The sequence below is a fragment of the Nitrososphaerota archaeon genome (assembly GCA_027887005.1).
Classification (GTDB): domain Archaea; phylum Thermoproteota; class Nitrososphaeria; order Nitrososphaerales; family Gagatemarchaeaceae; genus UBA183.
This window is the reverse complement of the sequence record JAPCJI010000001.1, coordinates 193,234-217,652: the sequence shown is the minus strand read 5'-3', so window position 1 is coordinate 217,652 and position 24,419 is coordinate 193,234. Positions and strand designations below refer to the sequence as shown.

Here is a 24,419-nt window from a genome sequence, read left to right as displayed (position 1 = left end):
CGGACCCTTTGGTGCCGCTCCACTACTATCCTTTCAATTGTTGGGGCGCCTACATATTATGACAAGTCCCGGCCAGGGCGCCTGCATTGACCAACTTCGCATTCACGATTGAAATCCACTCTCAGAACCTGTTTGGGGGCTGGCCCATCTGAACACGGATCTGCACGCTCTACCTGTCGAATCTCGCCGACCCCAGCTCAGAATAAGCTCAGAATAGACTCCGTTGTTTCTAAAGAAGCTCGATTTGAGCTACGTTGGCCAGCCCATTGAACCATTCCAGCCGGAGCAGTTAGTTTCCGTCAGACTCTGATTACCAGAAGAAACTCAAAGAACTTGCGCTCTTCACTGCCTTAGAGAAAAGCTCTTTCTGAAATTGAAAGCCATTAGGGCGGCATAGACAAGGAACAAGCCGATATCCAACCACTCGAAGATTGGGGTGTTGTTTAGGACACTGAAATTCAAGTCAGCTATGACGGAGACAAAGGCAAAGTATGCGATTGGGCGGATGAACTTGGGGTGCCTAAGGAGAGCGACGGTCGAGAATACGATTAGGTCGGCCATGTTGATCTGGAACGACATCCCTATCAGACCGTGAACGGGCGTCGGGAGCGGAAAGAAACCTGTCGACGCCAGAGAGACTCCCGCAGCCACCCCTGAAACCACGCCGATCGAGAGCAGCACCTGGCCTCTGCGCCTCAACTCCTTTCGCCAAGCGAGATAGCTGATTGCGAAGGCCGCTATCAAAGCACCGGTCAGAAAGACGCCGACATCATAGAATAAGGCGCCGGCTGGATTCCGGCTGTAGTTGCCGAGGTCGCTCAACCAGTTGGCGGTTGGAGTATATGCGGAAGGGTACATTATGTAGGCAATGGCAGTGAAGAAGAGATATCCTAGGATGGCGAAACCCCCTGTAACGTATCCCAAGGGACGATTTAGTAGGCTCACTGAGATCAATCACCAGTGGAGCTTGAGCGTTTCGAGCCCGTCTTTAAGGTCGTAACACCTTTCTCAGTAATGAGAAGGCATCAAGCCGTCATGGCCACTTCCAGTTCGGGCCCACTTCTGGACACCCTCTCGCCGTGATTACCTTCGGGCCGACATCTCATGAACCCATGACATCCAAGAGACCTTTCGTAGGCCTACGAAGTGTCCCACAAATCGAGCCTAAACTTGGACGGAAGACAGGAACGATTGGAACATGGTAACAGACTCGTAACGGATGCCCTGATGACCATTGCACCCTTATAGCCATCAGGCGTGCCTTTGGTTTCAAGTAGTCTAAATTTGAGATTGAGTCGAGTGCTTCACACCCTTTGACCGACAGGACGAGGACTCTAACCTCCCTGTCGATTGCACTCCTGCTCGTGTCGTTGCCTGCTCTGACAGTCTTCGGTCTCGGCGCCGCCGCAGCCAAGACAGACCCGCCTCAGCTGATCAAGCTAACCAACGGCAAGACTGACAGCTTCCTCCTCGCCGACAGCAGATTCCTGGCAGGGTACGGCACTGTGCAGGGACCATCCAAGGGGGCGCTCGCGGCCTGGTCGACATTCTCCAACGGTACCACCAAGGACGGCTATGCTTCTCTCTGTGCCGGCTGCTCTGCCCCGACCGCAAAGGACGTGTCCGGGCCGCCGAACTGGACTCCCGCGGTGTGGTGCGGCATACCGGCGTCCACCGGGTGCCCTGGCCTCGATGATGGATACATCAGGGGCTTCGTGAACAGCGCGTATCCATATCTCAACACGAGCCTCGGTGTATTCGACACCAATTTTGGGACTTCACAGTTGATACCCCTCCACAGCCCGGCGACCCCAGCGAACAAGTGCCTGACAGCAAACCTCACCACCGCCATCTACTGCAACTTCCTCTTCCCGTACCTTCTCGCGTCGGGGGGAGGTGCGGTCGGAGCTGCCCCTTTCCCGCATGTCCTTCAATCCGGCTATCCACCCGCGTATAGCAACGAGGTAGTGAGGGCCTATGGCGCCGCCTGGACCCAGGTCACGCCAAACGATTACCAGATCGTGCAGACGCCCTGCCTCGACCAAGCTGGCAATAACATTACATTCTTCTTCGACCCCACAGTACTCCAAGTAGCACCCAACAGTGGTGACCCCTTCGCGGGTTTCATGGGCGGCCCCGAGGGGCACGTGGCCTACTTCATGTCGAGCTACCAATTGGACACCCCAGCTGGAGGCTGTTCCCTGCGCCAGCACGAGACGGTTGGCCACATATTCATCGACGGCAAGAGCGTCTATGCCTTCGCGCCCCGGGTCGGTAACGCATCGTTCGGTCTCCAGTCTTGCTCCGTCTCATCGCCCGGAAACGGCATCGGGTGCTTTGGCGGGTTCATCAGTTACACCGGAAACTTGCTCGTTTTCAGGACCTACCTGGGGTCCGACACCCCAGCCAATTCGTCGTTTTGGCTCCTGGACAACTCAAACGGAAACGCTGTCTACCAGATACCCAACCCGGGCAATTTCGGAGAGTACATCAGAGCTTCCATCACCGACGGCGGCAGGCTCCTCTGGGTCTCGCCGGACACAAGCAACCCGAGCAACAGCGTGGTCTGGGTATACGACCCTGGTCGTACGTTCATCAACAGCAATGGGACGCTCTTCCACAACCTCTACCCCCTGGGGAGCTTCCCTGGCGCACAGGCGTTCGGGATTGACGGGAACACAGTGTTGTGGGACTTCACCAATTCGACCAGCACCTACCTGCAGGCATACGAACTCTATGATCAGGCAACAGGGAAGGGCCGTCTGCTCCCCGCCGTCAACATCGGAGGGCCGCCGCTCTTGATAGGGGCTTATGCAACAGTAGGGGCCACCTTGCCAATCTTGTACGACAACGGCCTGGCTGCGTGGATCAGCGCTTCAGGGAATACCACCGACCCTCTGGCGATCAATGTCTACAACGTAAACGCCGCGGAAGCTGGCCAACCCTCGCTCTCTGGCCTTCGACTCGGCGCCTACGGTTTCGCCTATGCCACTTCGGTGGTCTTCTCGAGTCTCTCACAGGGGTGGTTCTTTGTCAACGGAAAGACGACCAGCGATCAAGTTGCCCAGGTGTACACGCTTAACGTCAGCGGGTTGCCGGCAACCTCGACCTCCTCGACAACGTCTACATCTTCCTCCACTTCAGGCTCGACTACCCAAAGTTCGAGTTCGAGCATCCAGTCCCACTCCCAGTCCAGCAGCTCTCTCACATCACAGTCTAGCACGGTACTCACGGCAACCGGTGGAGGGGGTGACCTGATCCCAGGAGTTCCAAATCTGGACTTGGGGATAGCAGTTCTACTCGCCCTGGTGGCAATCGGAGCTCTTCTGTACTACCTCTTCAGAGGTGGATCCAGGCCGGGTGGGCCGCCCGTACCTCCCGTCATACCTCCCGGAGGGGGGGAGGTGACACCGTCGGATAAGGCCAAGACCCAGAAGAAGGACTGCAGCAAGGAAAGACTGGCCTTCGACTCGGCGCTTGCACGCTACAAAGAGCAGATGGCATTCCTCGAAACTGCCGACGAGGCGAAATGGGCAGGGCGCTTGGACGACGCCAGGCGCCTTAGGATTTACCGAGATGTGAGGAACGCCTGGCACGACCTAGAGCAAGCAAGGGAGGACCTGGTGAGGTGTCTCAACTTACAAGAGTCTGGCTCTAAGGAAACGATTTCGATGCCCCCACCGCCTCCAGACGAAGTGTTGAAGGGCCTCAGCATGGGCCCTTCACCCGACGACTAGCCTTCGATTAAGACCAAGTAACGTTCTGTGTCTTCAGGCCCTTGGTAACGAACCTTTGTGTTTTGAGTCGAAGGTCACCTAACTGATACACGACTTCTTATGACCTCAAGCGGTTCTCTGGTCGCTGATGAGTCTGCAGGAAATAGTTGTTCTCATCCACAATGGGGAGTACGGAAGGGCGGTTTCTTCGCTGGAACGAGAGGTTGCAGACGAATCCAGGTCTCCGCTGGAGAGGGTAGAATACTGCAAGTGGCTGGCAGAATGCAATACGAGGCTTGAGGACCGCCAGGAGGCGGGCAACTGGTATCTTGAAGCGATCAAGATGATCCTTTCTCAGCAGATAGACGGGAGGTCAAAGGCCAAGCAGGCTCTGCCGCTTTGCGAGAAAGCGCTAGAGTGCTACAAACAAGGTGGAGATTCCGCAGACGTCCTCGTAGCTGCAAGGCTCAGGCAATACCTCCTTGGACTCTCAAGGTAGCCGTACGAAGTAGCGAAGGTAGATCGTCGGGACTTCATCCCGGGTTCTCACCTTGGGGCGCCTACATGGACCGACAAGGCCCGGCCAGGGACTTTCATGCTAGGACAAGAATCGAACCTGTATGAAAGCGAGCCCCGTCGGGCCCGCGTCTAGGATTCGCTTAGAAAATCAAGCGAATCCTTTTGGATTCGTGGTTGTCATTACGCCTCCTCCGTTAACCATCTGCAATTTCCAAGCCGTTTCTCAATTATGAGAATCGCCACGATGATTATGAACTCCCTTGCAGACTTGGAGTGGAAAGCATGGCTTCGGCGAAATCCACACTGACGTTCTTCGTGGGTGCTATGTTGGCCTACGTTGTTTCGTCTTATGTCGCGGGATTCATCGGCATCGGGCTAGGAGAAGCCCAGTATTATCCCCCGTCTTCGAACGCTCTCTCCTTCCTCCGAGAAATCCCTTCCCAATCTGTGGTCTTCCCGGCGGCGATTCTCCATGGACTCCTCCTTGGGTTTGTTTTCTACCCATTTCGGAAAAGAGTGCTCGAGTTGGGAAGGCTCTATGGGTGTCTGGCAATGTCGTCAGTCATCTTCGTCATTGGAGAGCTCATCGCGAGTCTCGATCAGTCCGTCTATTACGTTTCAATTCCCTTGGGTTATTACGTGGTTGTAGCCATCGAACTCCTAATTCAGGCCCTCCTCTTCGGCCAGTTGATGTTCGCCTGGGAGAAGAGGTTCAATCGGATACCGTACGCGATTAGTGTGGGAGGGCCCAAATGAAGATCCTCGTGGCCTATGCGAGCAAGGCCGGGAGCACAAGAGGCATTGCCGAGTTCATCGGAGAGAAGCTGCGGGCGCTGGGGTTGCAGGTTGACGTCCAAGAGGTCACCTCTGTCAGTGACGTCAGTGGCTACGACGCTTTTGTCGTCGGGAGTGCCGTTTACATGTTCCACTGGATGAAAGAGGCGAAGCAGTTCCTTTCTCGGAACAAGCGACTCCTCTTAGGAAGGCCCGTCTGGCTCTTCAGTAGTGGGCCCGTGGGGACGAGCAGGACCAACCCCAAGGGGCAAGACCTGCTGGACGTGTCGGTGTCAGGGCCGAAAGAGCTGGAAGAGCTGATGGCGGTCAGGCCGCGCGAGCACAAGATCTTCTTCGGAGTGCTGGACGGCTCGAAGTTGACGGGTGCCACTGGTTTCATGTACAGGATGGTCCGCCGGAGCGAGGAAGCCCGCAAGTCGATGCCCGAGGGAGACTTTCGCGACTGGAGTGAAATCGGGGCCTGGGCTGACGACATCGCGGAGGCTCTTCGGACGGTCCCGGCGGTTTGAGCCTTCTTCATCCGGCGATCGAACTCGCCGTATTCTACGTCGTCTTCGGGCTGTGGCTTCTCATCACTTTCATCGTCGAACCGTTAATCATAGGGAGAGGAGGCAGAAGAGAGAGGAGGACGCAGGAAGACAGAGGGTCGGCTCTGCTGATCTTCATCGGCACCTTCGCGGCGATTGTAGTGGCCTTCTCGCTGGGAGGCGCCAACGTCACACTCCTCCCCGACTGGACCTTCCTCGTCGGGATTACCCTCATGTTCGTCGGCATCGTAATCAGGGAATGGGCGATCATGACCCTCAGGGAGTTCTTTCTGTTCAGGGTCGGCGTCTTGAAAGACCACAAGGTTGTGGACTCGGGGCCCTACAAGCTGGTTCGGCACCCAGGCTACGGCGGCGCAATAGCCACCTTCGTGGGAATCGGCTTCGCGACTCAATCCCTGGTAGGAGTCCTGGTTCTGTTTGTGATTAGCGGTGTTGTCTATGGTTACAGGATAGTGGTGGAGGAGCGGGCGTTGGTTCGTGACCTCGACGGGCCGTATTCGGAGTATATGCGCAGGACGAAGCGGTTGATTCCCTTCCTTCTGTAGCATGAAACGGCTTGCGACGTATGCGAGAATTCGCTCAATTATCTAAGCGCATCCCACCAGGCCCGCCAACTTTTCACGTTCAACTAGTTTGCGAAGAGCCGAATTCTTGCCTGGACCCGCTTAAGTTATTAAGCGAATCCTGCGAAATGTGGTCTCGCGAGTTTGTGCTGTGCGGTCGCAGGTTCGCAGATTCAATCAGGTTTCAAATTCAGCGAATCCGATTCCCTGACCACCGATGAAAGGGTCGACTGAAGCTGCAAGTCAGATAGCTTAGGAGTCCCACTCAGACTCTTGCCGGACGGAAGCGCATCTGCATGACCCCCGAATTGTATGACTTGGAGCTGACAGATTCTAGCCCCGTCTTGCTGATGAAAAGAGGCTTGCCATGAGCTATCGCAACCGGGTGCACCATCAGAATATACTCGTCGATTAGGTCCAATCTTGAAAGATTCTGCGCGGTACGAACGCCTCCCAGAATGCAGATGTTCCCCCCCTTGCTTTCCCTTAGCTTCTTCACTGCGGAGGTCAACTCCTTGTCGTTCTTTGCAACAACAAGTTCCGCGTTTTCCATCTTCAGGTCTTCATTCTCGTTGGAGATCACAAAAACGCGTTTGTTATCCATCGCATCTGCAATGTCAAGCATCCACTTTGGATCCGCTCTCTTCTCTCCCACCTCCTTCCAGTAAGCCATCATTCCTGGGGCAGTCGGGTAGCCCATCATTAGCGAATCCGCGCTATCCAATATCCGCAGTATGTCTTTGTTCATCTCGTCGTCCTGACCTGGCACAAACCAGTCGAGCTCGTTATGCGGGCCAGATAGAAATCCGTCGAAGGTCACTGTCATGTACAAGAATATTCTTCTCATGCCGTCACCATCTTCTGATCCTCGGCTTCGGATTCGCTTGATTATTCAATCGCATCCCGTCGGGCCCGCCTCTTGCAAGGGTCGAATACCCCTCCCCTTTTTTGAAGTCCAAGTACCGAATCTAATACGACTTCGATTCCGACGGGGTTCCGATGGCGACACTGCTGCGTAGCGCCATATCCTCGGTTTCAGGTGCTCGAACTCCGCGCTGGCTTCCCGTCCACGAGCACCTTCACTTCCCTCCTCTTGAAAATTGCGACTAGGGGCAAAGTCATTCCTAGTCTGACTTCGACCTTGTGCACCTCAGAGCTTCCTACGTCGAAAGACCACGTCTTCGCACTGAGCGAGTAGTAGTATTCATCGGCCAGCTTCTCTCCGTCCAGCTCGATGCGAATATGCTTCGTTGCCCAGTCATGATCTACTGTAATCGTGTGCTTCTCCTTCTCTCCTACTTCGAAACTGGATTCGGCCATGCGTTTTGCGAAGGGTGACAGAACATATAAGAGAATCGCGCCGTCCAAGTTTTGGATCGGCTTCGAAGCAGAGGCCGTCTACTTCCATCTTGTCAGTATCTCCTCTCTGCGGAAGGTCGCTCTCGAGACGAAGAAAAGCAGCACGTCTACCACGACCAAAGCTCCCGCAACTATCAGCAGGTTGCTGGCGTCTCCGAGGTTGATCAAGTTCAGCTCCCCAGCGACATACAGCCCCACAAACGGAATGATTGTCAGCGCCCCGAGTTGTTGTCCAGATCTGATGTCGGTCACCCTCGAGGACACGATTACATTCATTTGTACGCTCATCAACAAAGCGAGCGGAAGAAGCAGGAGTATAACGATGGCTGAATTCCAGTTTGGGAAATAGTAGTAACCAAGCTTGTCCACGGTGGTAAGATCCATGAGAAGCATGAAGAGCGCGGATCCTCCCAGCACCGCAGCCAGCGGCGGAAAGAAGGCAGTTATCCCCTTTCCGAGGAGAATCTCGCCGTCTGTTGTTGGCGTCGCAAGCAGCGGCTCAAGGCTCTTCTCGACTTTTTCGCCAGCGATGGTGTACGATGCTATCGGAGTAGAGAGATACGCGGCCAGAATGACGTAGAAGAAGAGGAACGCAGGTAGCAGGACCACCAGCTCGGCAGGGGACGTGCGGCTGGTGTTCCTCTGGCCGACGAAGCCTATGACTGCGGGGATGAGAATGGCGACGAGAAGCGGAATGATGACTAACGAATAGATGATGTTCTTCTTCCTGCGGAAAGTCTTGAAGTCCTTCGCCGCTACGATCCAGGACTGGGAGAGCCGCACGGTTCCTAACTCCCCCCTCCTTCCTTCACCAGCTTCAGGTAGACGTCTTCAAGTGAGGCGCCGACTATCGTCACAGACTGGATGTGCCCTCCGGCCTTGGCGATCGCCTCGACAACAGAAGCGTTCTGCTTCTCAGGGTCGCTCAACGCGACCTCTAGCTTGTTCCCTTCTGCTGTGACGCCTCCCACGGCGGGGAGCTTCCTCACTCCCGCCAGAATCGCGCCCGTCGCTTGCTCCTGAAGCAGCACGACTGTCCTCCTCGTGCCTCCTCCGCTGCTCAGCGCCCTCTCGAGTTCCTGGGGAGTACCCGTCGCGATGAGCTTTGTTTTCAAGATCCCAATCCTGTCGCATATCCTCTGGGCCTCGTCCAGGTTGTGCGTGTTGAGAAAGATGGTTCTCTTCTCCTTCTTCAGCTCGAGGATGAAATCCCTGACAGTCTTGGCGGACTCGGGGTCCAAGTTGGCCGTGGGTTCGTCCATGAAGAGGAGCTTTGGCTCGTGTATGAGGGCGCGCGCGATGGCGAGCTTCTGCTTCATCCCCTTGGAGAAGGTTCCCGCCATGACGTCCCTCTTCTCCCACAGCCCGAGCATCGTAAGGAATCGCTGGATGTTCTCCTTCCTCTGGGCCTCCGTGCAGCCATACAGCTTGCCGTAAAAGTCCAGGTTGTCATAGGCGCTCAGGTCGTCGTAGAGGCCCACGTTGTCAGGCACCAAGCCGATGAGCTTCCTGATCTTTAGGGCGTCCTCGTTCCTCCCTATGTCGTAGTCGCCAATCCTGGCCTCGCCGCTCGTCTTCGAGATGAGGCAGCAGAGCATCCGCACGGTGGTGGTCTTCCCTGCCCCGTTGGGCCCGAGGAAGCCAAAAACTTCCCCATCGTTGACTTTGAGGGTCAGGTTGTCAACGGCTGTGAGGCCACCGAATCTCTTCGTGAGATTTTCAGTTTCAATCATCCGCTGGCATCACCGATGACAAGAGCCCTGCACTATTTATCCGCGCCATAACTCGCGTACACTGACAAAAAGGACAAGTGAATTCTGATATTGGACACCTAACGCATGTTGTAGAGAGACCATGTTGAAAGGAGGATTCGCTTAGTTATCTAAGCGACTCCCGTCGGGCCCGGACTCAAACGTGCAACACCCGTAAATACGCTTGTCTTTTGAACGATACCCGGGGAATTTCTTATGAAAACCAAAGTCTGGCAACTTTTTGGTCTAGTACTCGTTGCGGTCTTTGCCTTGTCAACCGCCCATTCGGCCTATGGCTTTGTGGTAACAGCCACGATACCGGTGGGCAAGCCCGGCACTTATCAGCCCTACGATTACTACGCAGCCTACGATTCTGCCAGAGGCGAAGTGTTCGTGACCAATGCGGGCTCCGACACTGTATCGGTCATATCGGACAGCACCAACAGTGTGGTTGCAACCGTGCCCATGAGGTACGCGCCCTATGCCGTAGTCTATGATTCTGGTAAGGGAGAGATATTCGTGACCAATGGTAACGCCGCCACGAAACTCGGCACGGTCTCGGTCATCTCGGATACCACCAACTCTGTTGTGGCAAACGTGACCGTGGGATCGGATCCCGTGGGCATAGCCTATGATTCCGCCAAGGGTGAGATATTCGTGACGAATTCCGACGACATTCCCCCCGACGTGTCGGTCATATCGGACAGCACCAACACTGTAGTTGCAACCATAAACTTGGCAGCCGCCACGTACGTGCCGATCGCTGGCATGGCCTATGATTCCGGCAAAGGCGAGATATTCGTGGCCATCCAGGGTTACGACACGGTCGGGGTCATATCGGACGGCAGCAATACCGTGATTGCAACCATACCCACGATATACCCCCCACAGGCAGGCGTGGCCTATGGCGTAGCCTATGATTCTGCAAAAGGCGAAGTATTCGTGACCCATGCTGGCGTCAACACTGTCACGGTCATATCGGATAGCAGCAATACTATCGTTGCAAACGTGACCGTGGGGCTCACTCCAGAAGAAGTGGCCTATGACTCTCACACGGGTGAGATTTTCGCATCCAATGTTGTCGACGGCACGGTCTCGGTCATTTCGGACAGCACCAACGCCGTGGTTACGACCTTGAAGGTGGGAGCCGGTGCCTTCGGCCTGGCCTATGACTCCGGCAAGGGTGAGATGTTCGTAACCAACGCTGGCGACAGCACGGTCTCGGTAATATCGGAGAGTGCGGCGTCGTCGACCACCACATCCAGTGCCACTACCACGCCTACCACCAGCCAAAGTCCGACCACGACTCAGAGCACCGCGTCGAGCACAACAGGCGGAGGGGGAGGAATTCCAGAGTTCCCGTATCAGCCCCTGGCCGCAGTGGTTCTGACCATCCTTCTGGTTTCGACCTATCTGTTGGTTAGACCTAGGACCAAACGTCCAACCTGACTTCGATAGGTTCAGACCCCGCCTAGCTTGCTGATTCGCTTCGCACCTTCGTATGAAGAGGCGCCAACATTAGATGTAAAGTCCCGGCCAGGGCGCCCTGGTCGGGACTCGTCGGTCTATGTAGGCGCCCAGATATGAGTAGAAGACTTGCGCGCTATCCTGATTCAGAACGTGAAAGACTATGCAAAGAGACGAATGACCTTCACCATCGATGAAAGGGAGGCACCAGCACGCGGAGAAGCAAACAGTTGCACGCAGGCTCCATGACAAGGTCCACTGTCTTCACGCATTGGAGGGGAGATCTATTCCTGATACGGCGAGAACGGTTTTCATGCGTGGGTCGGCCCTTGCCTTGGCGAAGAGGGGGGAGTACATCAGGTCGGTGGCCCGCAGCGTGTGGTCCTCGGCGGCGTTGTGCATGTACCGGAAGAATTCGTCAATGTCCCCGAGGGCGTAACGGATGAAGCCGGCCAGGGACGAACGTGCCCATCCGCTCTTGTGGCTCTGGTCAAGGGCTGCAATCATCTCCTCAGCCACATTTCTGTTCCCCCTGAGAGCCGCCAGGTACCCCTTGGTCAGCATCGTGAACTCCCAGGTCGGGGCAAGGGACTCCAGCTGGGCGAGCTCCCTTTCGGCGTCGTCCAGGTTCCCTTTGTAGGTATGGTAAAGACTCATCCATCGGTGAGTGTTCATCGGGTTCAGGTGGAGCGTCCTCCGCAGATGGTTGAGGGCCTCCGCCTCTCGTCCGGTGTACATGTAGGCTGCGCTCAGCCTCTCGATCACCTGAGAAGAAAGGGGGTCGAGCTGGTACGCAGTCTCGAGTAGGTGGACCCACTCCTCAGGGGACGACTGGATTGCCTTCACCGCCCCAAGGTCTTCGTAGGCGCCGGCCAAGTTAGGGTTGAGCTCAATCGCCCTGCGCGCCTCGGACTCCATGACTGAATACGGCTCGTCACCCATGAACGCCGCACGAGAAAGAAGCGAATGGGCCTCGGCGAGGCTCTCGTTGATGATTAGGGCTCGCCTCAAGAAAGACTTCGCAGTCTCGATCGACTCCGCCCAGGAGATGAATCCGCCGCTCCCGAGAGTGAGGTACGCCTGGGCCATCCCGACGTGGGCCCTCGCGAAGTGCGGGTCCCTGTCCATGGCCTGCTGGAAGAATTGCAACGACTGGCGCAGCGGACCCTCCTCCTTCGCGTACATCAAGTCCCTCCCCTGAAGGAAGTCCATGTAGGCGGTCGTGTCCTGGGTCTCCTTCTCGGGGGCTTCGGTATGCCTGGCCTTGAGGGCCCCCGGGAGAGACTGTGCCACCTTGTCTGCGATGTCGCTTTGGACCGCGAAGACATCGTCGAGGCTGGCGTCGTACTTGGAGGCCCATAGGTGCTCCTCGGTGTCCACCTCTATCACCTGCACAGTCACCCTGATCCTGTTCCCCGCCTTCCTGACGCTCCCCTCCACCACAGTCCCCACGCCGAGCTCTCTCCCTATCTGTGAGACGTTCATCTCCTTCTTCTTGTAGTTCATTACCGAGGTGCGGGCGATCACCTTCAAACCCTTCACCAGAGACAGGCTCGTGATCAGCTCTTCCGTGAGGCCGTCGGCAAAGTACTCGTCGTTGGGGTCAGGGCTTATGTTCACGAAGGGGAGGACGGCTATCCTGTCGGGAGGGAGGGGCTCGTTCCCCTTCTCCCTCTGGCCCTTCTCCCAGGGGAGTTCGAGCTTGTACACGTCGATGGGAAATGTGACGTTCTTAAGCTCCTTCGGCTCCAGCTTCACGAACCGGAAAGGAACCTTGTTCCTTACCTGGTCGAAGACCTGGGCACTGATGCATATCTCCCCGCCTGATGCCAGAGGGTAGATTCTCGACGCGATGTTCACCGCGTCCCCGTACACGTCCCCTTCACGATGGACAACGTCGCCTACGTGGATTCCGACCCTGACGAGGACCCTTTCGGGGGAGTGTTCCTCCTGTTGGTGGAGGGCCTGCTGCAGTTCGACTGCGCATTCGGTCGCCTGAAGCGCACTCTCGAACTCGACCAGGAAGGCGTCCCCTATTGTCTTTATCTCCCTCCCGTTGTGCTTTACAAAAAGAGGTCTGATAAGACTCCTGTGACTTTCTAAGAGCTTGAGAGCGAGCGTCTCGTTGGCCTGGGAAAGTGCGGTATACCCAACCATGTCTGTGAACATGATGGCCCCAAGCCTGCGCCCTTCCTGAATCAAGGTTCTGAGGGTCTCCGAGGGGGGCGTTGGATAAACCCTTTGCACCTCCCAGATGACAGAAAGGCACATTATCGGCGGGCTGGATTCGAGTTTCGGGCACTGCACCGGCCAGCAGCGAGAGGGAGGCGGCCGGTCATGAACGATACATGCCGCAGGGTTCCCGAATGATAGAGCGCCCTTGAATATTGAGAGGCGCCCTGGCCGGGACTCTGCAGTTTAGGTTCGCGCCCCGACAGACGGGAGCTGCGGGTCCGGAGGGATCGATTCACTCCTCCGCCAAACATCCACAGATTACTTGTAGTCGCTGTTGGGTAGATTAGTTGGGGCGATTCTCATGGTTTCTCGACGAAGTGCGCCCTAACGAAGTTCGTGCTCACTTCAGTCTGCAGGTCAATTCCTAACCTTGCAAAGAGGGTTTTCAGGTTCGCATCGAAGAATATGGACCAATTCTTTCCCAATCTGTGATTGAGCAAGATTCTGTGTGTCTTGCCATCAGACTCGTGATGGAAAGTGAAGAGTCTCCCGTACTTCGAAATGACCGTCTCGAAGATATGGAAGATGGAATCAAGATTGGAGCCCACGCCAAAGAACTGGAGGAGTTCTGAAGTTGACTCCATCGCGGCCCACTTCCCGAAATCACGGATTTCACCTTCATCAAAGTACTCCAAGCCCTTGATGAGGAAGGCCTTCCGTACAGTGGCGTATTCGAGTTCCTCTGCATATTGGTCAAACTCGATGAACTTCGTCAAAGAGGCTTCGACGAGTGCGTTGACACTCGTGTTTCCATCGAAGGCGATCTTCCGCAGCGCCTTGTCCATCGACGCTGGAATTCTGACGGTGCGGATCACATGTGTCTCTTTTTGGTGGCTCAGATGCGTCTCTTTTTGCTTGCTCAATTTCATGTTTCACCAAGGAACACTAAGATATAACCTAAACAATCGCAAGTACTCCTGTGCAAATTCTCGAAACCATCTTACAACATAACATAGGTTGTCATTCCATATTATAGAGTACTACTCCATAATACAATAATAAGGGAGAGGGCCCCTTTTCGGCTAGGAAGTAAGATGGTGGAAACGTACACGAGAAAGCCGGCATCAAGGCGGAGGCTGCGAATGAGGTACCTCCTGCCGCTCCTGGCCATCGTCGTCTTCTCAGGGGTATCCTACGCTGCTAGCGTGAATGTGACCACAAACACCTACCAGGGCGTGAACGGTGTCTACTACAACGTCGTAGGTGGCTTCACGGCGGCGAGCAACGGGTTCTCCGTGGTCCAGGCGACAGGAGCTGCTTCGACTCTGCCATGCACATGGGCGAACGGCGGTACTTGCCAGACGGCTCTGACGGCCGGGCACTGGTACTATTCTGTCACCCTTACCCTCAATGCCGCTGCCAGTCCAAGCACCACATACACCCTTACCGTCACTTGGAACACCGGTGCTGGCTATTCCACGCTCGGATTCGCCCTGACCGTTACAACGCTTGCATCCATCACTGCAGGCCAGACTATGACGTTCCTTCTGGATACTGCTGGAGCATCGTTCACCGCGCCGGCCGGTATCGTAGTCACGGTGGCGTAGACCCAATGGGGGACGGAAGCGAGCCTAGGCTCGCAGTGACCCCTTCTTTCACTCGAAGCATTCGTTGCTGGAGGTCGCCCGGACCTTGAGGCTCCTCACTATCGCCCTGCTCATCATAGCAGTCCTGGCTGTCCAGTCCTTCGCCACGTCCGTGACGGTCTCTACTACGAACCTTCAGACCAAGTACGGGACCCTGACAAACGTGTATTTCGAGACCGCATCCGGCCCGGGGAGCTCGACCCCCAGCACAAACACTGCCCAGACTCCTTCTGGCACGTCGGGCTCGTACTCGATACCCCAAGCGACCTCGGGGTACCTATGGTCACCCCAGTTCGTCAGCGCGACCACAGTCAGCGCGGGCAACTGGGTCTTCGACTTCTGGGCTGCGGCAGCTGCATACAGCTACGTCCCAATCACCCTGACCAACAACCAAGGCTCTGCCACCCCCAATACCTTGCAAGTCATTGTCCAGCCGAACCCATCTCTGTACTCAGCGTATGAAACCTCTGACCTGGGAAACATCGGGTTTTGCCTGAACACCCTCTGCTCGACGAAACTGTATTCATGGCTCGAAGGATGCGGGAGCGCCGCCCCCTACGGACCCTGCTCAACCGCGTCGACCACGGCGACCTTCTGGGTGAAGCTGACCTCATCCCTTGCCGGGAGCGGCGGCTCGCTCACGATCTACATGGTGTTCTTACCCACATCGACAGAGTTCGATGGGGCATATCGGGGAGAATCTCCCCATCTGTCGACCACCTACGCCGCTTACGACAACGGGGCGAACGTGTTCGACCTCTACTTCAACGGGAACACGGCGGTGGCAAGCTTCAACAATGGAGCCTCTAACACATTGGCAAAGACCACAGGAGTAGCCAATCCAATAGCTGGCGGCTCGTCGATCAACGTCCTCAGTCTGAAAGGATACGGCTCGTCCAACAGGGTGAACATGATCCTCACCACTCCGCTGCCGGCTGCCAATCCCACTTATGGGGAGATAGCGGAGTCGTATTCAGAAATTCAGACTGGGGACGCGGGCAACCTTCAAGGACTGGCCGGGTTTTGTGATAGCACCACAGCCGGATCAGGGACGATAAACGCCGAATCGGAGGTCGTGGGGAACGCCGGGACGCTGTATGGTTATGTCTACGTTGCGGCCGGGGCGGCTACCAAGGTAGCAGGAGGGGGCGTGGATGCGGCTCTCACCTGGTACTATGCCGGACTTGCCTACCCTGGAACGGGTTCGACTTCCTTTTCAGGGATCGTTTCGACTAGTTTCTACTCTGCCTATGCTGCCTCCACCCCTCAGCACCCGATCACCGGTTCGGCGCAACTGTACTGGTGCTCGGTAGGCGCGAGCGTTGCGGGCAACCCGGACGGGCTTTACTTCAACTGGGGGAGGGCAAGGGCCTCTCCACCGGGCGGCGCCCTGCCAGCCGTTTCTCTGGGCAGCCTTTCCTCTAACAAGGTCACGGTCTCGATCTACATCACAGGGTCGACCGGGACCGTGGTCACGACGGTGGCTAGCAACGTCCCCTCTTCTGTGCTCGGGACCGCTGAGGCACAGTACACGATGACCTTCGCCGAAGCAACTGTGAGCGTTCCCGCCAACGATTACCTTTCAGTGGTGGTCACAGCCTCTTCCTCCGCCGCTACCCTTTACTGGGGAGTGGGCCAACCCACCAACTTCCAGGTGCCCTTGAAGGTGTTGACATGAGGCTACCCAAGGGGCTCCCGAAGAGGCTTGGAATCAGCCTTCTCATCGCTTTGTTCGCCGCCGCGATACTCCTTCCGATCTCCATGGGGACCCTGACCTATCCGATGACGGTAGTCAATGGCAACAGCATGTACCCCGCGCTGCAGAACGGGGACCTGGTCGTCTTCCACTCGGCGCCCCAGGGGGAGATCCCCAACGGCACCGTCATCGTATTTGTCCAGAGCGGGACCGGGATATCGGCCCTCGATTCCCTCCTGAAGCCCGTCCTCATCCACAGGATAGTAGGCACGGTCATTCAGAGCGATAGGACGATCAACTATGAAACGAAGGGGGACAACAACCAACAGCCTGACCCGGGGCTCGTTCCCTCGGCCAGAATCCTTGGCACTCCGGAAGTCGTGATCCCCAAGGTGGGCCTCGTTGTCATGTTCGCCCAGTCCCCGCAGGGGCTCGTCACCATTGTGGGGCTGATCACATTCGCGTACATAGGGGGGAGTGAAGCAAAGGCGAAGAAGGATGAAGAGAAGGGGGCTTTCCTAGGCGCCCTTGCCCAGATGTCGCTGAACGGAGAGCTACCTGACGGGGTTTTCAAGAAGTTCGAGCTGGCAGTCAACTACATCCAAGACTTGAACCCTGACCAGATTACGGATGGAAGGGTCCTGGCGCTGGTCGACTGGATCAAGAAGGGAGGGTTGGATGCAGGGTGGAAAGTGAACAGGACACTCTGCCCTGTCTGCTCGACGACTGCCACCAATTTCGAGTGCTCTAATGGACTCCTCCTGACTGTCTGCCCGAGCTGTGTTTCAGGCCTCCCTAGATAGTTGAGAGTGATGGAGAGCGCCCTGGCTGGGCCTTCCCAGTTCAGGTGGGCGCCTGAACAAACTCTCTCGCGGGGATTGAGGCAATTGGTCAGAGTTCTGCCAGAGGGATTCCGAGCCTCAATTCTTCATCGCCGAAATTGTATCTAAACGACATGGACGAGAGGTAGCGACCGCAATTTGTCTTGCAGGCTGCCGTCCCTCTTGAGTTGTTCTGCAATGACTCCAAGATGCCCTCGAGGGCCGCCTTGTTCACCTCCTTCAGCTTGTACGGAAGCTTTCCGTTCGTCTTTCGCACTAGATAATCGTCTGCAAGCCGCCACCCCACCTCAACCATCGCCACCTGGTCCTGATAATTAGCGTCCAACAGTCCGCTCCTGAGGGTGTGGAAGTCACCTAGGGTCGTTGCCAGATACTGCCGGGTCGCGGCCTGCGGTGACGCTGTTTCTTTCTCTTCGGGATGATTCTTGAAATATTGGGCGTTTACGGCTTTCAAGTCCTCCAAACGTTCAATTACCTTCATCCATTCATCAAGTCGCGCCAAGACGCCCCATTCTATGTAGTTCACGACTTGGGGATGATGACAGTTGCCGAGGAACACAACCGATGGGTAGCAAGGGTCGGTTGGATTCATGCAGCGGCCGACGTAGGGGCTCAGCGTGGCCTTGTACCCTCCTGCCACAGGTGTGGCGGGTCCTCTGTGTGGGACAGGGTTCTTTCGGGAGACTGTAATGTCCCCTCTCTCTTCAGACGGGGCTAGTTCGGTTATGTCCCAGGCGTTGTTGAAATTGGGCTTCGAGCCATCGTCCCCAGCCAGAGGGATCCGTGTGAGGTATCCCAACTCTGTGGACTGCTTCTCCCTGCTCCAAGAAAAGAAGTCGTTCATCATCTTAAGCATGGCCCCCAGCACGTTATCGGTGACATCTGGGCCACAACAGGTCCCGACTTGTGCCTTGGACGTCTGTGGCGGGATGACGGTTGGGGGAGGCGGCGTAGCAGGCGTGCTCGGGCTTGGGTTGCCGACCCTGACGTCAGCTTGCAGTTCCTTGGGTTTGTCGGGGAACTCCGCGCCAGAATCCCTCATCTGGAGCGTTATCTTCGCGTCGCAGGCCTCCCCAGGGGCCCGCCAGACGACGACCTGACCCCCTTCCCAACCGCCTGCCCCAGGAGGTTTCCCGTGCAGCTTCTCGTACAGTTCTTTGAGTGGAAAGTCGCCCCTGTCCGCCTTCCAAGAATATGTGAGGGGGTCGCTCAGGACCGAGCCCGAGGTCGGAGAGGGGAGTTTGCAAACCTTGCCTGAGGGTGTGCACACGAGCCTGAGTTCGTCCGCGTCGGTGCCCATCGCCCCAAGCCTGACGAGGTCGCCTGGGTTGCAGGACAGAGGCATCAACGAGATCTGCCCCTGGATCTCCTCTGCCTGGGCCCAATCGTGACCCGGTACGCAGTCTGCGGTCATGTCCGGCGGCGGGTCCGGGCCTTTGACAGGCGGGCCGTCCTCTACCCAGTAGTTGTACAGGTATTCGTCCTTCGACGCCTGGCCTGCTGCAGCGGCCGGGCCGCCGGGGGCGGTACTCCTCGATATCTCCATCGTGATGAGTGAAGTCACCTCGGCGTGGTCTGGGGGCTTCGTCGTGTCGTCGTGGACAGCCTTGACCCTGACCTTGACTGTCTTTGCTTTCGAGCCTGACTTCGGGTCAACCCGGCCGGGTTGGAAGAGCACTTCGTCGCCCTTGTCAGACTGACGGGGCGTCCCCCGACTCTGGTCGACGAATCCGCCCTCCCCCTCAACGATCTCCCACTCGACCCGAAGCTTGGCCGCCATGCTGATCGTCTTCCTGCTCAAGTCTCCTGCTATTCCGGGGCAGGAACACTCCTGGATGAGCAGATGGACGTCGGTCGCCCCAGCTCTCAGTGGGACTGGTTCGTCCGGGGGGGTGGTGAACTTGTTGGGAGCGTCCTTGCTCCCTCCAGGAAGCAGGCCCATTTCCAACCTGTGATGGAGCCAATGTGACGAGAGAGCGCACCCTTCAGGTGCTCCGTGGGGGACGACCGGAGGAGGGACGGGCTCGCCACCCACCGGAATCCCTCCTGGACCTCCCCCCGGGCCGCTTCCTGGACCGCTTCCTGGACCGGCTCCAGGACCACTTCCAGGTCCCCCGGTGCCCGTGGCCCCCCCTTCCTCAGGCGCGCCGCCTGGACCCTTCGGCTTGTCGCCCGCAAGAATGATACCTCTACGCCACAGGAAGACAGCTGCTGCCACTAGGATTGTGAACCCCAGAAGGAGGACAAGCAAGACGAGATTCACGCCCCCAGTCGAAGATGACGTGGATCCCGGCGTGGTAGTGATGGTGGGGGTGGTGGTGTTGGAGCTTACGCTCGACGACGAGCTGGTGGTTGTGGTCGACGTGACCGACACGGGAGAATACGCTATGATGGTGTTCTGCGACTGAAGAGCCGAAACCCACGCCGGGTTGGGGACCAGCTTTGCGCCTGTGCTGTCTGTGGTGCTGCTGAAAGTGAGGTTGCCAATGGCGTCGAACCAGGTCGGAATTGACGGGGTCCCCAGCTTGGAGGAGAAGGGGTATCCAAACTGGGAGCCGTCGACAAAGGGGGCGGTCGCGCTATGACCGTTGGTGACGGAATATGAGAGAAACTGATAGTACTGGTGGTGGTAGGACGGGATGATGGTTCCTCCAGCGGTCTGCTTCACGGCGAAGGTTCCATTATTTGCCCACCTCTCGGAACTCGACCCGGGGGCGAAGATTGCCGCAGGCGAGACGTGCAGGTACTTACCCGTCGACGGGTCAATCCAATCTAACCAGTCGTGGGTGGGGGTGGTCGACAAAGGTTGCGTGAGGTTTGTTCCGACGTAGGAGTACAGAAGGCTAGGAACGGGACTGGGCGAGCCTCCGCCGATTACATTGAAAGAGACGTACTCCCCGACTTGGTAATAGTAAGTTAGAGAAATCAGAGAAGCGGAGCCTACCGTTATCACGGTGCTGTTGCTTGCACCCAGGCTCGCAGACGGAAAGACGAACCGCATGTCTGACCCGGGAGTCGGAGCGGCCACGATCACGCCACAGCCTGATTCGGCCACTACGGTGTGGGCGAGTCCATCGCCAGGTATTGTCGCGGGCGAAACGCCGCATCCACTCAGACTGAATGTCGCCGTGGGGGCTCCCCGGGGGTAGACCGTCAGGACGACCGGCACCGTCCCCGGAGGGCCAGCCGCCTGTGCCCTAGACGGAATCAGCGCGAGGAAGGGGGCCGCAAGGAGCATAATCACGATAAGAGCGACTAGTTTCGACCCGCTGCGAGGGCCCAACGTATGCAAAGACTGAAGGTGACTGAAGAACGTTGTGCAGTTTCTGACCGTGAAGTGATCAGCATTCTCATTTCATCTCCGGCTCTGTTCTAGAATGTTCCAGATAGCCCGGCTAGGGGCCGAAGGTGATTGGGTTCGAACCCATTTCTCGCTCCCAACTGCGCGCGACACCCTCTACGAGAATCGTCTTCCCTAGGGATTCCCTTCAGCAGGGAGGCGTCAGAGGTCTGCGTCCTGCCACTTAGCCTCGGCCTCTTCCTTCATCCGAGGCTTTAGGATCATCTTTGTGGCATGGGTGACGTCCCTGGTCCATGTCTTGCCGCACCGCGAACACTTGAAGGACTCCTTGAACGTAACTTCTTCAACTTCGGGCTCGACGTTCTCGATCCGAGCGTCTTTCACCACCATCCCGTCGCCGGGCAGGAAGCTGTCTGGCCCGACCATCGCCTGGGCGGAGAGGACGACCTGAGGCGTCGGCGTGGACTGGTTCGTCTCTTCCCCTACAGCCCGCCTGTCGACCATGCGAGAAGACCAGCGCATGCAATAGGGGCATCTATGGAGACGGAGCCGTTCCACTATCGACGGTTTGGAGTTCTCGGGCAGGTAGTAGATCTGGGCAAAGACCAGCAGGAACAGGTAGAAGAGGGCGACCCCGTAGAGGAGCAGACCCACGGCGCCTAGGAGCAGGAAGAACAGGAACGGGATTGAGGCTGCGAATGTCAGAGCCAGCGAGCGGATCAGGAGATGGCGCGACGGATAGTCTGGCGGCTCGGCGCCTTCATAATAGACAGACACGACGCAGTTTCGACCTGGAATCTAATGAAGGTTAGGGGGAAGCGAACAGGAAGGGAAATTGAAGTCGGCCGGGCGAGGGTGCGCATTGAACTTGAGGTTCGTATCCGGGCGACCCCATTTTCTATACAACCCAGATTGAACTCAGTTCGGTGAAAGCGACTCGATTCTGGCTAATCTTGACCATACGCGTGAATTGCTAGGAGCTCGTTCAAATTGCGTTCCTAGCGTCGCGTCCATGTCCGAAGCCACTGCCGATGTTTGGACGTTCTTCACACTCCCCAAAAGGGATTTATCGCTGGCGTGACCCGAACTCGAAGTCAGGTTTGTCCCAGAGTCAAAGGAGGCTGGCCGCGATCATGTTCACTGATATGGTAGGATACACCGCCTTGGCGCAAAGGAATGAGTCGCTTTCGCTCGCCTTGGTCGAGGAGCAAAGAAAACTCGTTAGGCCAATTCTCGGGAGACACAATGGTAGAGAGGTCAAGACCATGGGTGACGCCTTCCTTGTCGAGTTTCCAAACGCCGTGGATGCGGTCAGGTGCGCTTACGACATTCAAAGGGCGACCCGGGAGTTCAACCTCTCCCTTGCCACTGACAAGAGGGTTCATCTCAGGATAGGCGTCCACGTAGGGGAGGTGGTCGAGTCTCAGGGAGACATTTCGGGCGACGCTGTGAACGTCGCGTCCAGGATAGAGGCCGTTTCCGAGGATGGCGGGGTGTGTATCACCCATCGGGTATACGATCTCATCCGCGACAGGGTAGACCTTCAGCTCTCGAGCCTTGGGCCAAGGTCTCTGAAGAACGTTGCCGAGCCGATGGAGGTTTACAAGGTTGTGATGCCCTGGGAAGAGAGTAGCCCTAGGCAGGTCCTGCAGCTGGACTCGAAGAGGATAGCAGTCCTTCCCTTTTCGAGCATGAGCCCCGAGCCCAACGACGAGTATTTCGCTGACGGCCTCACGGAGGAGTTGATCGACAGGCTCTGCCAGGTTAGGGAGCTGGGCGTGATAGCCAGGACCTCTGTGATGAACTACAAGGGCGTGAAAAAGAACGCCCTTCAAATCGGGAGTGAGCTCAAGGCAGGTTCGCTTGTAGAGGGAAGCATCAGGAAAGCGGGGAACAGGATCAGAGTCACCGCCCAGTTGATCAATGCCAACACAGAGGAGCACCTTTGGTCCTCCAGGTACGACAGAGAACTGGAAGACATCTTCGCTGTGCAGACGGATATAGCCGAAAAAGTGGTGGGGGAGTTGAAAATCCACCTCCTTGACTCTGAGAAGAAGGCGTTGGAGAGTAGAGCAACTGAAGACACGGTTGCCTATTCGTATTACCTGCAGGGGATGCAGCTGGTCCACCGACCAGAAGGGGGGGAGGACCCGCTCAGAAACGCCTTGAGCCTCTTCGAACAGGCGGTGGCTAGGGACCCTAAGTTCGCCAGGGCTTACGCAGGAATTTCTGGTTGCTACCTTTGGCTCGGCAACGGAGGTTACATCCAGTTTCAGGAGGGGATCGATAAGGGTCGTGCAGCTGCCTTGAAGGCTCTGGAGCTAGACGAAAACCTAGCGGAGGCGCACAGCAGCCTGGCCTCAATCATGGGGATGGCAGACGAGGATCAAAGCTCTTTGCTCCAGCTCAGAAGGGCCCTGGAGCTCAACCCCAACTTGGCCGATGCCTATGTCGAACTGGCCAGCGAGTCAGCCGCACTAGGAGACTCAAAGGAGTTTGTCAGGGCGGCGGAGAAGGCCTACCAGCTGGATCCTCTTTCACCAAGGGCGATATCTACGCTGGGCAGAGCTTACTTCTTCACAGGTAGAAGCGAGGAAGCCATGGACCACTGGAAGAAGACGTTTCACTTGGAGCCGTACCGCACGTATCGTAACATGTTCGATTACTATGTAAGCAAGGGAGACTACGAGCAGGCGGAGGAGACCGTGAGGGAGATGGAGAGGATTGGCCCGACCTTGACCAGCACATACCTGAACAGGGGTTATCTTGCGGCCTTGACGGGTGATGAGAAGACAGCTCGGGAGATGATCGCAAAGCTGGACTCTGGAAAGGGGCCAGGATGGATCGGCGCTCCCCAAGCAGGATTCATCTACTTGGCCCTTGGAGACAAGGACAGATTCTTCGAACAAATGTACAGGGCCGCGGAAAATCACACCTTCGACCCCGTCACCGCGCGCTACCATCCCCTGTTCAAGAAGGCTCGCGAGGATCCCCGCCTCGGGGAGGTCTTCAGGAAGGTTCACCTACCCTACGAGGGCTAACTTACCCCTAGCGATCCGGCGGCAGCGACCCCCGCTTTCCGTTGAACTCAGGACAAGTTCGGTTCTTGGATAAAATGGGTTGATTCTGTCTGTCTGGGACCTTCAAAGACTTCCCCGCGGGATTGCACGAATGGATTTGCACACCAAACTGGTCAAATCCCTCCAGGCCCGCTGAGAGGGGTTTGGAGCTTCTGCGACTCAGCTAGCCTTACTTCTTCAGTCTCGCCGAGACGACCCAGAGTATTCCGGATACCCCTGCCCAGGTCGCAAGGAGTTCACTAAGTTGCGTCGCCGGGAACGGCCCTCCCCTGTTTAGCAGTAGGAGAGCTCCGGTTCCTGCTATACTTGTCCATCCGACCAACGCGCCCAGCCTAAGTCGAATCAGGCTTCCCACCTGGAAGAAGCCTCTGGCGGACATCCGAGAAGAGGATGGGGGCCATTCGCTGTAGCTGATGGAAGGAAGCGGGCTAGTCTCCTTTGAAGCCGTTGCAGTCTCGTGAGCTACGACCACTGGTGCATTGGCTGGTTCGGAGCCAACTTTGACTTGGGGGGTGCCAAATACGTGTTCCTGAGGTTTCTGAGACTCAACGCTCTCTTGATATGGACTCTTTTCAGAGAAGGGCAGATTCGAGGAACTTGGAACTGAATCCGGAGAGAATGGAAAGATTATCGTCGTCTTTGCCTTACCCTTCCGTTTCATCGTCCTGCGAGGGCTGGATTTCCTATGTCGACCGTCAGCTGACCCGACACTTTGACGTTTCAAGCGCTGTCCTTCCAGACCTCTCGAAATCGATTAAAGCGTTCTTTCCGTTCTGGGAAGTATCAGTAGGGATTATTCTTCCATATCGTCGTTCCCCCGTCGACTAGATTAGCCAGGAGAGACCAACGCGATGAGAAGTCTTTCATCTCCGAGCCCACGTTTCCCAGTCCACCCTGATGTCCCGTCGGGCCTTCGGTATCATCCGATTGACGCTCCTCGCAATGCGCACGCTGGCGTAGC

At 56.8% G+C, this 24,419-nt stretch carries 20 protein-coding genes; 10 read left to right on the top strand and 10 right to left on the bottom strand.

Translation table 11 applies throughout. From position 1 onward, the window contains the following. Positions 1-342 precede the first annotated feature (342 nt). Positions 343-924, bottom strand: a complete 582-nt coding sequence (locus OK438_01030; protein MDA4124021.1) for a hypothetical protein — start codon at positions 922-924, stop codon at positions 343-345. Positions 925-1,313: 389 nt separating this feature from the next. On the opposite strand from OK438_01030, the gene OK438_01025 reads away from it, so the two are divergent. The 5 genes from OK438_01025 (at position 1,314) to OK438_01005 (ending at position 6,123) form a co-directional block, all read left to right on the top strand. After that, a complete protein-coding gene (locus OK438_01025; protein ID MDA4124020.1) occupies positions 1,314-3,737 on the top strand; it encodes a hypothetical protein in 2,424 nt (807 codons plus the stop codon). Between the two features lie 127 nt (positions 3,738-3,864). Continuing rightward, the gene (locus tag OK438_01020; protein MDA4124019.1) at positions 3,865-4,215 is read left to right on the top strand and encodes a hypothetical protein; all 351 of its coding nucleotides are present in this window, start codon (positions 3,865-3,867) and stop codon (positions 4,213-4,215) included. Positions 4,216-4,517: 302 nt separating this feature from the next. Then, positions 4,518-4,991 (top strand): hypothetical protein, encoded by a 474-nt coding sequence (locus tag OK438_01015; protein MDA4124018.1) that lies wholly within the window; start codon positions 4,518-4,520, stop codon positions 4,989-4,991. Beyond that, positions 4,988-5,539, top strand: coding sequence for a protoporphyrinogen oxidase (locus OK438_01010; protein MDA4124017.1), 552 nt, complete (start codon positions 4,988-4,990; stop codon positions 5,537-5,539). Before OK438_01015 ends, OK438_01010 begins: the two co-directional genes overlap by 4 nt. Further along, on the top strand, positions 5,536-6,123 hold the full coding sequence (locus tag OK438_01005) for an isoprenylcysteine carboxylmethyltransferase family protein (GenBank protein ID MDA4124016.1): 588 nt from the start codon (positions 5,536-5,538) through the stop codon (positions 6,121-6,123). The genes OK438_01010 and OK438_01005 overlap by 4 nt, the downstream gene beginning before the upstream one ends. Before the next feature lie 283 nt (positions 6,124-6,406). Here the strand turns inward: OK438_01005 and OK438_01000 are convergent, their stop codons facing one another. The 4 genes from OK438_01000 to OK438_00985 all read right to left on the bottom strand — a co-directional run bounded on the left by OK438_01000 (position 6,407) and on the right by OK438_00985 (position 9,233). Continuing rightward, positions 6,407-6,988: a dihydrofolate reductase family protein gene (locus OK438_01000; protein MDA4124015.1), complete on the bottom strand. Its 582-nt coding sequence runs from the start codon at positions 6,986-6,988 to the stop codon at positions 6,407-6,409. Between the two features lie 188 nt (positions 6,989-7,176). After that, positions 7,177-7,461, bottom strand: a complete 285-nt coding sequence (locus OK438_00995; protein MDA4124014.1) for a hypothetical protein — start codon at positions 7,459-7,461, stop codon at positions 7,177-7,179. Between the two features lie 78 nt (positions 7,462-7,539). Continuing rightward, the gene (locus OK438_00990; GenBank protein ID MDA4124013.1) at positions 7,540-8,283 is read right to left on the bottom strand and encodes an ABC transporter permease; all 744 of its coding nucleotides are present in this window, start codon (positions 8,281-8,283) and stop codon (positions 7,540-7,542) included. Between the two features lie 5 nt (positions 8,284-8,288). Beyond that, entirely contained in the window at positions 8,289-9,233 is a 945-nt protein-coding gene (locus OK438_00985; GenBank protein ID MDA4124012.1) for an ABC transporter ATP-binding protein, read from the bottom strand. 288 nt (positions 9,234-9,521) lie between these two features. Here OK438_00985 and OK438_00980 point away from each other — a divergent pair, with 288 nt between their 5' ends. Next, positions 9,522-10,700 (top strand): hypothetical protein, encoded by a 1,179-nt coding sequence (locus tag OK438_00980; GenBank protein MDA4124011.1) that lies wholly within the window; start codon positions 9,522-9,524, stop codon positions 10,698-10,700. A 282-nt stretch (positions 10,701-10,982) separates the two neighbouring features. Here the strand turns inward: OK438_00980 and OK438_00975 are convergent, their stop codons facing one another. Both OK438_00975 and OK438_00970 read right to left on the bottom strand, forming a co-directional pair. Further along, positions 10,983-12,920: a hypothetical protein gene (locus OK438_00975; protein ID MDA4124010.1), complete on the bottom strand. Its 1,938-nt coding sequence runs from the start codon at positions 12,918-12,920 to the stop codon at positions 10,983-10,985. Positions 12,921-13,252: 332 nt separating this feature from the next. Beyond that, positions 13,253-13,816, bottom strand: a complete 564-nt coding sequence (locus tag OK438_00970) for a hypothetical protein (protein MDA4124009.1) — start codon at positions 13,814-13,816, stop codon at positions 13,253-13,255. 219 nt (positions 13,817-14,035) lie between these two features. Here OK438_00970 and OK438_00965 point away from each other — a divergent pair, with 219 nt between their 5' ends. The 3 genes from OK438_00965 to OK438_00955 all read left to right on the top strand — a co-directional run bounded on the left by OK438_00965 (position 14,036) and on the right by OK438_00955 (position 17,038). Beyond that, entirely contained in the window at positions 14,036-14,500 is a 465-nt protein-coding gene (locus tag OK438_00965) for a hypothetical protein (GenBank protein ID MDA4124008.1), read from the top strand. An 85-nt stretch (positions 14,501-14,585) separates the two neighbouring features. Continuing rightward, positions 14,586-16,217, top strand: coding sequence for a hypothetical protein (locus OK438_00960; GenBank protein ID MDA4124007.1), 1,632 nt, complete (start codon positions 14,586-14,588; stop codon positions 16,215-16,217). After that, the gene (locus tag OK438_00955; GenBank protein MDA4124006.1) at positions 16,214-17,038 is read left to right on the top strand and encodes a signal peptidase I; all 825 of its coding nucleotides are present in this window, start codon (positions 16,214-16,216) and stop codon (positions 17,036-17,038) included. The genes OK438_00960 and OK438_00955 overlap by 4 nt, the downstream gene beginning before the upstream one ends. An 88-nt stretch (positions 17,039-17,126) precedes the next feature. On the opposite strand, the gene OK438_00950 is transcribed toward OK438_00955, so the two are convergent. Next, positions 17,127-20,360 (bottom strand): hypothetical protein, encoded by a 3,234-nt coding sequence (locus OK438_00950; GenBank protein ID MDA4124005.1) that lies wholly within the window; start codon positions 20,358-20,360, stop codon positions 17,127-17,129. A gap of 219 nt (positions 20,361-20,579) precedes the next feature. Further along, complete coding sequence (locus tag OK438_00945; GenBank protein MDA4124004.1) at positions 20,580-21,155, bottom strand: hypothetical protein; 576 nt, start codon at positions 21,153-21,155, stop codon at positions 20,580-20,582. Between the two features lie 323 nt (positions 21,156-21,478). On the opposite strand from OK438_00945, the gene OK438_00940 reads away from it, so the two are divergent. Further along, on the top strand, positions 21,479-23,419 hold the full coding sequence (locus OK438_00940; GenBank protein MDA4124003.1) for a hypothetical protein: 1,941 nt from the start codon (positions 21,479-21,481) through the stop codon (positions 23,417-23,419). 208 nt (positions 23,420-23,627) lie between these two features. Here the strand turns inward: OK438_00940 and OK438_00935 are convergent, their stop codons facing one another. Further along, complete coding sequence (locus OK438_00935; GenBank protein MDA4124002.1) at positions 23,628-23,837, bottom strand: hypothetical protein; 210 nt, start codon at positions 23,835-23,837, stop codon at positions 23,628-23,630. Between the last annotated feature and the right edge of the window lie 582 nt (positions 23,838-24,419).